The organism is Trueperella bernardiae (assembly GCF_030246965.1).
GTDB classification, from domain to species: domain Bacteria; phylum Actinomycetota; class Actinomycetes; order Actinomycetales; family Actinomycetaceae; genus Trueperella; species Trueperella bernardiae.
The window spans coordinates 1,658,406-1,670,151 of record NZ_CP127099.1 but is presented as its reverse complement, the minus strand read 5'-3'; the positions used below and the strand labels follow the sequence as shown (position 1 = coordinate 1,670,151).

Sequence of the window (11,746 nt, the reverse complement as noted above, 5' to 3'; positions counted from 1 at the left end):
GGGCGCGTGGGTGACGTTCTCTTAAGCATTTGGACGCTCCTGGTCTACACGGCGATCGGCTTCGCGCTCGTAAAGTTCCGCGTGGTCGGGCCGGGCGCGGACCGGGGGCTATCCAGGATCGTCTTCTTCGTGACCATGCCGGCACTGCTCATGCGCACGGTCGGCTCGGCCGACCTCGCCGACGCCACCGTGCCCGTCATGATGATCGCGATGGGAGTCTCTCTCGCGTCGGCCCAGCTGCGGCGGGGGAGGGACGCCCTGCCGCTAGCCGCGTCGGTCGGATTCCGCGTGTTGCTTTCGCCCATCGTCACATTTGCCCTGGCCATGGCCCTGGGCCTGGAAGGAAAACAACTGCTGGCAACGATGGTCGTGGCCGTGTTCCCCACCGCCAACAACCTCTTCGCCATCGCCCACCGCTACGAGGTGGGCGTGGGGCTGGTCCGTGACGCCGTCGTTATCAGCGCGCTCGCATCCATGCCTATGCTTGTTGTCGTGGCGGCGATTTTCTATGGCTAGGGCCGACGGCCGGTGGGGCGGCCGAGACAGCAGACACCTCACAGGGAGCCTCAACTTCACCGAGACCTCCATGCGCTCCGCCGCGCCCGGAATCCTCATCGCGGCCGGACTCATCCAGTACTTGGGCGCGTCGATCGCGGTCACCCTGTTCGCGGTGGCGGCCGTGGGCGCCGTGGCCTGGGGGCGCGTTGCCGTAGCCGCGGTTTTTATGATGATCTGGCGACGGCCGAAGGTCGACTTCCGCAGCGAGCTCGGCCGGCGCCGGCTCGGACTTACCGCGATCTACGGCCTGGCGCTCGTGACGATGAACCTGCTGTTCTACCAGTCCATCGCGAGGATCCCGCTGGGGACGGCCGTTGCGCTCGAATACCTGGGGCCCGTGCTCCTCGCGGCCGTGACCGGGCGCGGCTGGCGGATCTGGACCGGGATCGTGTTCGCGTTCGGCGGGGTGTTTGCGATCTCGTGGGTCGGGGTGGATTTGGCCGCGCCGGGAGTGCTCGCCGGCGTCGTGCTCGCCATCGCGGCGGGCGGGGCGTGGGCCGTGTATATGTGGGTCGGGTCGAAGGTGGCGCGTGCCGGGCTAGGTGCGGATTCCCTTGCCCTCGGCATGGCGATCGGAGCGCTCGCGTTCGTGTGGCTGGCTATCCCAGGCTTCGCCGTGATCGCGACTAGCCCCAAGCTTCTCGCCCTGATGATTGCCGTGGGCGTGTTCTCGTCGGTGGTGCCCTACGGGTTGGAAGTCTTCGTGCTGTCGAAGATCCCGGCCGGCACGTTCGCACTCCTCGGGGCGCTGTACCCCGCCACGTCGTTGCTGGTCGGCATGATCATCCTGCGCCAGATCCCCACCCTGGGCGAACTCGGGGGACTCGTGTTGATCACCGTGGCCGTCATGCTGGTGACCTGGACGCCGCGACTTCGCCGCGCCGTCCCCGGCCGGGCCGGCAGGTCTGGGCAGGGGCGCAAGCCGGGCGAGTCTCGCAAACCCGGCCAGCACGGCGAGCCCGGCCAGGGCCGCAAACCGCACCGATAGGGTGCCGCGTCGCCTCGGCCGGTGATGCTTGCCTCCGGCCCGTCACCGCTTCGTGGTTGCTTGTTGCCTCCCTTCACCTGGGGTGCGGCGCGGTCGGAGATTTGGTCCGAACCGCGAATTCCCACTGCTTGCGATTTTTCCGTGGGCGCCAAGCGGGGTAGACTTTCCGGGTTGGACGCCGCCGACTCAGGCGTACCAACCGCGCACTCGCGCGGGCCTCTAGCTCAATTGGTTAGAGCAGCGGACTTTTAATCCGTTGGTTGTGGGTTCGAGTCCCACGGGGCCTACCACTAGCTCCTACAGGTTTCTCGTCACCAAACGAATTTGTTCGTCACCAGAATCAACGATTTGAGTGACGAGAAAGCCCTTTTGGTGACGACAGCCTCCCGCCGCGCCCTGCGGCGACTTTCCTCTATCTGCCCACATCGCCCCTGATCTGCGAGACAATGGGAGCACAACGCTAGGAGGTAGTCATGTCAACACCACGCAGGCCGGCCCAGTTGAAGCCTGAGCAAGTCGAAATGATTGAAGGTGGCGCGGACACGGCCGCGACCTCCGAGCTCGCCCATACGTCGGCGCAGGCGATTGTGCCGTTGGGGCGCACCCATGAGGAGGATCCGGAGGTGCGCGAACGCGTGCTTGCCCTCATTGCGGACGAGGGGGTGGATACGATTGCGGAGTCGTGGGTGAGTTCGCCAGAGGAGTCGTTGCCGGGTGTGCTCTGGCGTGGGTTCTTGCTGTCTGAGTGGATTCGCCGGTATCCGCAGGAGGCGGAGGAGCGCTTCGCCGCGGCTCGTCTCGCGCTCGCGGATGATGAGCCCGAGAAGGCTGAACAGGTGGCGGCGCCACGTGAGGTCCGCGCCCTGTGGGACGAGGTGTTCAAGGGTAGCTTCACCGGCGACTTCGCCGGCGTTCTGCGCGCATCCGCCCGCCTCACGGACTTCCTCGGCCGCGTGCAGCCCACGTGGATCTCCTCGGACGACCACCCGATGGCCACCGAAGTCACCCGCCGCGACACCGCGATGCTTCGCACCGCCGACGACTTCCGCCTTGCCGGCGAGCGCCTCCTCCGCGGCGGCCTCGACTAGCCCGCCGGCCTCCGCCAGTCCAACGACGCCGTCCGTCCACTTCACGACGACGCCCGCACCAGCGGGCCGGCCGGCGCCCGCTCGGCCCAATCTGCCCCCACGGGGCCAACCCCATCCGCGGAGCTAACCTGCATTCGCGGGCCCACCCTGCCTCGCGCGGCTTGCTCTGTGCGGGGGTATTGATACTCCCACATGAGATCTGAGACGATTCGGATATGAGCGACGAACACCTTGCTGACGATTCCGCTCTCGTGGAATCCACCCCGAGTGACCACCTTGATTTTGACGACGTTCCCGAGCCCGCCATCCAAGAATTCCTCGACGAGGATGAGGACGTGAGCGAGCTGACCTCCCAGGAAATGGCGAACTTGCGCGCCCGCGTTCAGGAGATGCGCCTGGGCGCGTCGGTGTCCACGGCCGCGTTGGTGGAGGAGGCCGAGCGCTTGGTGCGCGAGACCGAGGCTGCCGAGGAGGCGCGCCACAACCAGCCCGACGGCGAGCCCGGCGATCCTTCCAACTCAGCGCTGGGCATGCTCCCCGAGGGCCGCTTCCTTGACCGCGAGCTGTCCTGGCTCGCGTTCAATGAGCGCGTGCTGGAGCAGGCGGAGGATCAGACACTGCCGGTGCTCGAGCGCGCGTGGTTCCTGGCGATCTTCGCCTCGAACCTGGATGAGTTCTATATGGTCCGCGTGGCCGGCCTCATGCGCCGTATTGCCACGGGCATGGCGGTCACGAAGGCGTCGGGCCTGACCCCGCGCCAGGTGTTGGAAGGCATCACGGTCCGCACGAAGGAGCTGCAGGAGCGCCACGCCCGCGTGTTCGCGGAGGACGTCCAGCCGAAGCTGGCGGAGGTCGGCATCGTGATCCAGCACTGGTCGGACCTGGGTGAGACGGAGAAGGATCGCCTGTCGAAGTTCTTCCGCAAGCAGATCTTCCCGGTGCTCACCCCGCTGGCGGTGGACCCGGCGCACCCGTTCCCGTACATTTCGGGCCTGTCGCTGAACCTCGCGGTGTTGGTGCGCAACCCGAAGAATGACAAGGAGCTCTTCGCCCGCGTCAAGGTCCCGCAGTTGCTGCCGCGTTTCATCGCGGTGGATTCGGAGGGCCGCCCGTACCGCCCGGAGGACGTTCCGGCGGACGAGCAGGGCAAGACCTCCTACATCCCGCTGGAAGAAGTGATCGGCGTCCACCTGGATGCGCTGTTCCCGGGCATGGAGATCGTGGAGTACTCCACGTTCCGCGTCACCCGTAACGAGGACCTGGAGGTGGAGGAGGACGACGCCGAGAACCTCCTCAAGGCCCTGGAGAAGGAGCTCCTGCGCCGCCGCTTCGGCCCGGCCGTGCGCCTGGAGGTGGAAAACGACATCTCGAAGCGCGTTCTCCAGATGCTCACCCGCGAGCTGGGCGTGCGCGAGGAGAACGTGCTGCACTTGCCGGCCCCGCTGGACCTCACGGGTCTCAACGTCATCCATGACTTGGACCGCCCGCAGCTGAAGTTCAAGAAGTTCGTGCCCGTCACGGCCCGTGGGATTTCCGACGTCGAATCCTCCCGTGCCGCCGACATCTTCGCCGCGATCCGCCGCCGCGAGATCTTGGTCCATCACCCGTACGAGTCGTTCTCGACGTCGGTCCAGCACTTCATCCGCCAGGCGGCGGACGATCCGAAGGTGTTGGCGATCAAACAGACCCTCTACCGTACGTCGGGCGATTCCCCGATCGTCGATGCCCTCATCCGGGCGGCGAACTCGGGCAAGCAGGTGCTGGCGGTCGTGGAGATCAAGGCCCGCTTCGACGAGGAGAACAACATCGAGTGGGCGCGCAAGCTGGAGCAGGCGGGCGTGCACGTGGTCTACGGAATCGTGGGCCTGAAGACGCACTGCAAGCTGTCGCTCGTCGTGCGCCAGGAGTCGGACGGGCTGCGCCGCTATGTGCACGTGGGCACGGGTAACTACAACCCGAAGACCGCCCGCGGGTATGAGGACCTGGGCCTGTTTACGTGCGACCGCGATGTAGGCCAGGACGCCACCCGCCTGTTCAACCAGCTCTCGGGTTACGCGCCGAAGGTGAAGTTCCACCGCTTGCTGGTGGCGCCCACGGGCATCCGCTCGGGCCTGATCGAGCGCATCGAGCGCGAGATCGCGAACAAGCAGGCGGGCCGCAACGCGTGGATCCGTTTCAAGGCGAACTCGCTGGTGGACGAGCGCGTGATCGACGCCCTTTACCGCGCCTCGCAGGCCGGCGTACCGATCGACATCCAGGTGCGCGGGATTTGTTGCCTTCGCGCGGGGATCCCGGGCATGTCGGAGAACATCAACGTCCGTTCGATCTTGGGCCGCTACCTGGAGCACTCGCGCGTCTACGCTTTCTGCAACGACGACGACCCGGAGGTTTGGATCGGTTCGGCGGACCTCATGCACCGCAACCTCGACCGCCGCATCGAGGCGCTCATCAAGATCGTGGAGCCGGACCAGAAGGAGTTCCTCATCGAGATGGTGCGCCGGGCGACGTCGGACGACGTGCGCTCCTGGCGTATGACGGCCGACGGCTGGGTGCACACTATCCGGGATGCCGAGGGCAACCTGCTGGCCGACACCCAGGAGGAGTTGATGGCGCGCGCCCGCGCCACCGTGGCGGATCGTCGCTAGGGGCCGCGCGTGTCGGTTGATATTCGGGCCGCCGGCGCCGTTGTGTGGCGCCGGCGTTCCCGCACGCTTGAAGTGCTCATTGTCCACCGTCCCACGTGGAAGGATTGGTCGTTGCCGAAGGGCAAGGTCAAGGGCGAGGAGACGTTGCATGAGTGTTGCATCCGTGAGATGAAGGAGGAGACGGGCCACGACGTCGTGCTCGGCGTCCCGCTCGGCTGGCAGCACTACACGGTCAGTAGCGGGAAGAGCAAGGAGGTGCGCTACTGGGCGGCCACCGTGGCGGATAAGGGGCATCCGGCGCTCGCGGCGCGGGGGAAGGTGCAGCCGGCGTCGAAGAAGGAGATCGACGACGCGCGGTGGGTCACCGTCAAGGACGCCCACAAGATGCTCACCCACAAGGGCGACCGCAAGATGCTTCAGCGCCTGATGGATCTGGAGGAGGCGGGCGTGCTTTGCGCGACGCCGGTGCTCGTCACGCGTCATGCGCGGGCGACCAAGCGCTCGGTTTACAACGGTCCGGAGCAGACCCGGCCGCTGACGACTACCGGGGTGGTGAGAGCCAAGAGGTTGGTGCCCCTGCTGTCGGTGTACGGGGTGGACAGGGTGGTGACGTCGCCGTGGAAGCGGTGCCTGGACACCGTGGCCCCGTACGCGAAGGCCACCGGTCTGGAGCTCGAGACCCGCGAGGCGCTGACCGAGGCCGCGCACGTGAAGAAACCGAAGAAGATGGCCGCCGTGCTGAGCCAGGTGCTGGGCAAGGGAAGGGCTACCGCGGTGTGCGTGCACCGGCCCACGCTGCCCACCGTGCTGGACGTGCTCAAGGGCGTGACCCCGCACCACCTTCGCCGCCAGCTGCCGGGGAAGGACCCGTGGCTGAAGACCGGGGAAATCATGGTGGTGCACGTTGCGAAGAAGAAGGACAAGGCCGTCGTCATCGCCTTTGAAAAGATCCGCCCAGCGATGTGAAATACTTGACAGCCAGTTCACCTCGCGTTAACCGGACGTGTGCTGTGCAGAAAGGTGTCCCTCTTAGCGTTGAACTTAAGGGAGTTCTCCCTCAAGTTCTACATCAAAGGATGGAATACTGTGAAGATTGCACGTCACCGCGCAGCCGCCGGCCTTGCCCTTTCGCTTTCGCTCGTTCTCGCCGCCTGCTCGAACGGCGGCAGCGATTCGGAGACCAACGGGGCGACAGATTCCCCCAGCGCTTCCGACTCCACGAGCGCCGATAAGACCGGCTCTGGCTCGCTTTCCGGCACCATCAACGGTTCTGGTGCCTCGTCGCAGGTAAACGCCCAGCAGGCGTGGCGCGACAACTTCACCGCCAACACCGGCGCGATCGTGAACTACGACGCCACCGGTTCCGGCACCGGCCGCGAGCAGTTCATCGCTGGCAAGGTTGACTACGCCGGCACCGACTCGGCCCTCAAGGAAGAAGAGCTCACCGCTGCCACCGAGCGTTGCGGCGGCGAGAGCCCGATCGAGGTGCCGCTCTACATCTCCCCGATCGCCATCGCCTTCAACCTTGATGGCATCGACTCGGTCAACATGTCGGCCGACGTGATCGCCAAGATCTTCAAGCAGGAGATCACCAAGTGGAACGACCCGGCGATCGCCTCCCTCAACGAGGGCGTCGAGCTGCCCGACATGCCGATCATCCCGGTCAACCGCGCTGATGATTCCGGCACGTCGAAGAACTTCCAGCAGTACCTCGTGGAGTCCTCCGGTGAGTGGGACTTCAAGCCCGAGGACACCTGGCCGATCACCGGCACCCAGTCCGCTGAGAAGACCTCCGGTGTGGTCAACCTGGTCAGCTCCACCCCGGGCGCCATCACCTACGCCGACGCCTCCCAGATCGGTGATCTTGGGACCGTCGCCGTCGAGGTTGCTGGTGAGTTCCTCGCCTACTCGCCCGAGGCCGCTGCCGCCATCGTTGACAATTCGGCCCCGGCTTCTAACGCCACCGACCGCATCCTGACGGTTGACCTCAAGCGTGACGGCACGGTCGCGGGCGCCTACCCGGTGGTCCTGGTCTCCTACCTGGTGGCCTGCACCCAGTACGACAACGCGGACACCGCGAACATCGTCAAGGAGTACTTCACCTACATGGCCTCGAAGGAAGGTCAGGACGTCGCGGCGAAGGCTAACGGCGGTAACGCCCCGATCTCGGACGCCCTGCGCGAGCAGGTCATGGCCGCGGTCGACCAGATCAAGACTAACTAAGAGTTGACCAGCGTGGGCCAGCCCCTCGGGGGCTGGCCCACGCCAGGATCGGAGCTGTGGTGTTACAAACCTCTGAGCCGGCGGCCGAGCCGGCTGACCAGACGGAGAAAGCAGTCGCGGCGCCGGGAGCCTGGGCTCCGGCGTCGGGCCGTGCCCGGTACGGCGACCGCGTCTTCCGCGGAATCTCTAACCTTTCCGGCATCAGCATCCTTGCCCTGCTGGCCGCCGTCTTCATATTCCTCTTGCTGTCGTCCGGCAACGTGCTCATCACGCCGAACGATGAGATCGTGGAGCAGGTCGGCTTCGCCCGGGGCCAGAACTTCTGGCAGTTCGCCGGCACGACCGTTTTTGGCACGCTACTCGCCGCCATTATCGCGCTGGTGATCGCCGTGCCTTTCGCCGTGGGGATCGCACTCTTCATCTCGCACTACGCCCCGCGCAAGCTCGCCGCCGCCTTCGGCTACGTCATCGATCTCCTTGCAGCCATCCCCTCCGTGGTGTTCGGCCTGTGGGGTATGTGGACGCTGGAGCCGCTCATGCGCCCGGTCTTCAGCTGGATCTCCGACGTGCTCACCCCGATCTTCACCTTCCTCAACGGCAAGCCCGGTGCCGACGGCGCTTGGGAGGGCGGCCTTCCCGGCCTGTCCTGGCTCGCCGAGCACTACGAGTGGTTTCCCGACGGCACCGCCGCGGCTTTCGTCCCGCCGGCACGTAACATCCTCATGGGCGGGATCATCCTCGCCATCATGATCCTCCCGATCATCACCTCCCTGGCCCGCGAGGTCTTCGTGCAGACCCCGCGCCTGCAGGAGGAAGCCTCCCTGGCGCTTGGCGCCACCCGCTGGGAAATGATCAAGATGGTGGTGCTCCCGCACGGGCGCTCCGGCATCGTGTCGGCCTCCATGCTGGGCCTCGGCCGCGCACTCGGTGAAACCATGGCCCTGCTCATGGTGCTCTCGCCCGGCATGATGATCAACTTCAAGCTCATGAGCCCCGGCCAGCACTCCACGATCGCCTCGCAGATCGCCCTGCGCTTCCCCGAAGCCTCCGGCATCGAGTCTGACTTCCTCATTGCGCTCGGCCTGATCCTGTTCGTCATCACGTTCGTGGTCAACTTCATCGCCCGCGCGATCGTTGCCCGCTACGCCGAGTTCTCAGGAGCGAACGCATGAGTACCGCTGTTGCCACCACTCAAAAGCGCCTGCCCGCATGGTTCACCGCCGCGGCCCTGGTCGCGTCCGTGGTTATCGGTGTCGTCGGCGCCCAGATCTTCGATTCTGGCGCGGTGGGCGTCATCGTTTTCCTCTTCCTCTACCTGGCCATCGTGGCCGGCGCCGGATTCGGTGTCGAGGGCCGCCGCTACGGCACCGACCGGGTGATGACGTCGATGATCATCGGCGCGTTCGTCGCCGCCGTCATCCCGCTCCTGTCGCTGCTGTGGACCGTGCTCGCACAGGGCTGGTCGCGCATGTCAGCCGCCGGCTTCTTCACCTCCACCACCTTCGGCCAGTCGATGGCCGACTCGGTGACGGGTGCGGGCCACGCCGTGGTCGGCACCCTGCTGATCACGGGCTTCGCCGCGCTCATCTCCGTGCCTCTCGGTGTGCTCACCGCAGTCTACCTAGTCGAATACGGCAAGGGGAAGCTCAAGCGCTTCATCACCTTCATGGTGGACATCATGACCGGCATCCCCTCGATCGTGGCCGGCCTCTTCGCCGCCGCCATGATCCCCATGATCAACCAGGCACTCTTCGGCCAGGCCCAGTTCAAAAACGGCTTCGCCGGCGCGATCGCCCTGGTGGTGCTCATGACCCCGATCGTCGTGCGCAACACCGAAGAAATGCTCCGCCTGGTGCCCAACGAGCTACGCGAGGCCTCCTACGCGCTCGGCGTCACCAAGGCGGGCACGATCATCCGCGTGGTGCTCCGCACCGCCGTGTCGGGCATTATCTCCGGCATCTTCATCGCCATCGCCCGCATCATTGGCGAGTCCGCACCGCTCATGATCACCGCCGGAACCACCGACTTCTACAACTACAATATCTTCCAGAACCAGATGTACACCCTGCCGGTTTACGTCTATAACCAGTACGTTTCTGGTAACTCGGCTGAAGCATGGGCCGGAGCCCTCCTGCTCATCCTGGTGGTTCTCATCCTCAACCTGTTGGCTCGCTGGATCGCAAAGCGGTTCGCCCCCAAGGGCGAAAAGTAGCCGCTGGGAAAGAAAGGATTCTTATGTCTGAAGGCATCAAGGTGCGTGACCTCAATATCTACTACGGCGACTTCCTCGCCGTGGAGAACGTCAACGTCGATATTGAGCCCCGTTCCATCACCGCCCTCATCGGCCCGTCGGGCTGTGGCAAGTCCACCTTCCTGCGCTCCCTCAACCGCATGCATGAGGTCATCCAGGGCGCCCACGTCAAGGGCCTGGTGGAGATCGACAACCAGAACATCTACGGGCCGGGCGTGGACCCGGTGCAGGTGCGCCAGCATGTGGGCATGGTGTTCCAGCGCCCCAACCCGTTCCCCACGATGTCGATTGCCGACAACGTGCTGGCCGGCATGCACCTCAACAACAAGAAGCTGCCGAAGGCCGAGGGCGAGCGCATCGTGGAGGAGTCCCTACGCGGCGCGAACCTGTGGGAAGAAGTCAAGGACCGGCTCGACCGGCCCGGCTCCTCGCTATCGGGCGGCCAGCAGCAGCGCCTGTGCATCGCCCGCGCGATCGCCGTCAAGCCCGAGGTGCTCCTCATGGACGAGCCCTGCTCCGCGCTCGACCCGATCTCCACGCTCGCGATCGAGGACCTCATGCAGGAACTGCGCTCCGATTACACGATCGTGATCGTCACGCACAACATGCAGCAGGCGGCCCGCGTCTCGCAAAAGACGGGCTTCTTCAACATTGAGGGGACGGGCAAGCCCGGCCACCTCGTCGAGTTTGATGACACGGAAAAGATCTTCTCCAATCCGACTCACAAGGAGACGGAAGACTATGTGTCCGGTCGTTTCGGGTGACGACCGGCGGCGAAAGGCGGCGCTACCTTCGGGTGGCGCCGCCTTTTTATGGGCCCCGGAGGCGGGCCAACCTGGCCAGGCGGGCCGGGCGGGCCCCGCGGATTGAAATTCTTTGGACGTTTTCGGGCCGGTCTTCGTATATGAGGAGATCGGCCCGGATTCGTCCAGTGTTTTCAAATCGGCAGCGGCCTGGCCGCGCCTGGCGGCACCAGGCCGCGGACCTAAACGAAGAGGTGCAGCACGTAGCTGACGGCCGCCGCCACCAGGCCGGCCGCGGGGAAGGTGATGAACCAGGCCCCCACGATGTTGCCGGCAGTGGACCAGCGAACGGCCGACCGGCGTGTGGTGGCCCCCACGCCCATGACTGAGGACGTGATAGTGTGCGTGGTGGAAATAGGCGCGTGCCAGAAGTACGCGGTGGTGTATAGAACCGAGGCGGCCACGGCCTCGGCGGCGAAGCCCTGGGCGGGGTTGAGGTCGGCGATCTTGGTGCCGAGCGTCTTCATGATGCGCCACCCGCCCGAGTACGTGCCGAGCGAGATCGCGGTGGCCGCGCCGAGCTTGACCCACAGCGGCACCGAGCTGCCCTCGTGGTACCCGCCGGCCACGAGCGCGATGACGATGACGCCCATGGTCTTTTGTGCATCCTGTAGGCCATGACCGAGCGCCACGGCTGCCGCGGACACGGTCTGGGCCACGCGGAAGCGCTTCATCGTGGTCTTGTAGGTGGCATTCTGGAAGGTACGCCGGATGAGCGACATCAGCAGGTAGGCCAGCCCAAATCCGACGAACGGTGAGACGAACATCGGCACGATGACCTTCATGCCGATCACCGACCAGTGCACTGTAAACGCGGCCGCCAAGCCTGCGCCGGCCAGGCCGCCGATAAGCGCGTGCGAGCTCGACGACGGCAGCCCGAACCACCAGGTGGTGAGGTTCCACACGACGGCGCCCACCAGGCCCGCGATCACCACGAGCAGGCCCGATATTCCATCTGAGGGTGCTACTTCCACGATGCCCGAGCCGATCGTTTCGGCCACGCCCGTGCCCAGCAGCGCTCCAATGAAGTTCATGACGGCGGCCATCAGCAGGGCCACGCGCGGGGTCAGCGCCCGCGTGGCGACCGACGTGGCGATGGCGTTAGCGGCGTCGTGAAAACCGTTCGTGTAGTCGAAGACGAAAGCGAAAACGACAACAAAGATCACTAACGCCAATACCGGATCCAAGGC

10 protein-coding genes and 1 tRNA gene are annotated in these 11,746 nt (G+C 65.5%); 10 read left to right on the top strand and 1 reads right to left on the bottom strand.

What is annotated here, in order from left to right:
- The first annotated feature begins 6 nt into the window (after nucleotides 1-6).
- From QPC17_RS07685 to pstB, 10 genes are all read left to right on the top strand, one after another.
- Nucleotides 7-516 carry an AEC family transporter gene (locus tag QPC17_RS07685; protein ID WP_068538583.1) on the top strand — a complete coding sequence of 170 codons (510 nt, stop codon included), beginning with the start codon at nucleotides 7-9 and terminating at the stop codon, nucleotides 514-516.
- Nucleotides 509-1,546 carry an EamA family transporter gene (locus tag QPC17_RS07680; protein ID WP_285347191.1) on the top strand — a complete coding sequence of 346 codons (1,038 nt, stop codon included), beginning with the start codon at nucleotides 509-511 and terminating at the stop codon, nucleotides 1,544-1,546. Before QPC17_RS07685 ends, QPC17_RS07680 begins: the two co-directional genes overlap by 8 nt.
- A gap of 213 nt (nucleotides 1,547-1,759) precedes the next feature.
- Nucleotides 1,760-1,836, top strand: a tRNA-Lys gene (locus QPC17_RS07675).
- 183 nt (nucleotides 1,837-2,019) lie between these two features.
- Nucleotides 2,020-2,634 carry a hypothetical protein gene (locus QPC17_RS07670; protein WP_285347190.1) on the top strand — a complete coding sequence of 205 codons (615 nt, stop codon included), beginning with the start codon at nucleotides 2,020-2,022 and terminating at the stop codon, nucleotides 2,632-2,634.
- 215 nt (nucleotides 2,635-2,849) lie between these two features.
- Entirely contained in the window at nucleotides 2,850-5,279 is a 2,430-nt protein-coding gene (locus QPC17_RS07665; RefSeq protein WP_210382979.1) for an RNA degradosome polyphosphate kinase, read from the top strand.
- 9 nt (nucleotides 5,280-5,288) lie between these two features.
- Nucleotides 5,289-6,245 (top strand): NUDIX hydrolase, encoded by a 957-nt coding sequence (locus QPC17_RS07660; RefSeq protein WP_070446210.1) that lies wholly within the window; start codon nucleotides 5,289-5,291, stop codon nucleotides 6,243-6,245.
- Nucleotides 6,246-6,365: 120 nt separating this feature from the next.
- The gene (locus QPC17_RS07655; RefSeq protein WP_062613199.1) at nucleotides 6,366-7,502 is read left to right on the top strand and encodes a phosphate ABC transporter substrate-binding protein PstS; all 1,137 of its coding nucleotides are present in this window, start codon (nucleotides 6,366-6,368) and stop codon (nucleotides 7,500-7,502) included.
- Nucleotides 7,503-7,561: 59 nt separating this feature from the next.
- Entirely contained in the window at nucleotides 7,562-8,674 is a 1,113-nt protein-coding gene (gene pstC / locus QPC17_RS07650) for a phosphate ABC transporter permease subunit PstC (protein WP_068538727.1), read from the top strand.
- Nucleotides 8,671-9,714 (top strand): phosphate ABC transporter permease PstA, encoded by a 1,044-nt coding sequence (gene pstA, locus QPC17_RS07645; protein WP_068538586.1) that lies wholly within the window; start codon nucleotides 8,671-8,673, stop codon nucleotides 9,712-9,714. The genes pstC and pstA overlap by 4 nt, the downstream gene beginning before the upstream one ends.
- Before the next feature lie 23 nt (nucleotides 9,715-9,737).
- Nucleotides 9,738-10,517 carry a phosphate ABC transporter ATP-binding protein PstB gene (gene pstB / locus QPC17_RS07640; RefSeq protein ID WP_062613203.1) on the top strand — a complete coding sequence of 260 codons (780 nt, stop codon included), beginning with the start codon at nucleotides 9,738-9,740 and terminating at the stop codon, nucleotides 10,515-10,517.
- A 221-nt stretch (nucleotides 10,518-10,738) separates the two neighbouring features.
- Here pstB and QPC17_RS07635 read toward each other — a convergent pair whose 3' ends face one another.
- Entirely contained in the window at nucleotides 10,739-11,743 is a 1,005-nt protein-coding gene (locus QPC17_RS07635) for an inorganic phosphate transporter (RefSeq protein WP_068538587.1), read from the bottom strand.
- Nucleotides 11,744-11,746 lie beyond the last annotated feature (3 nt).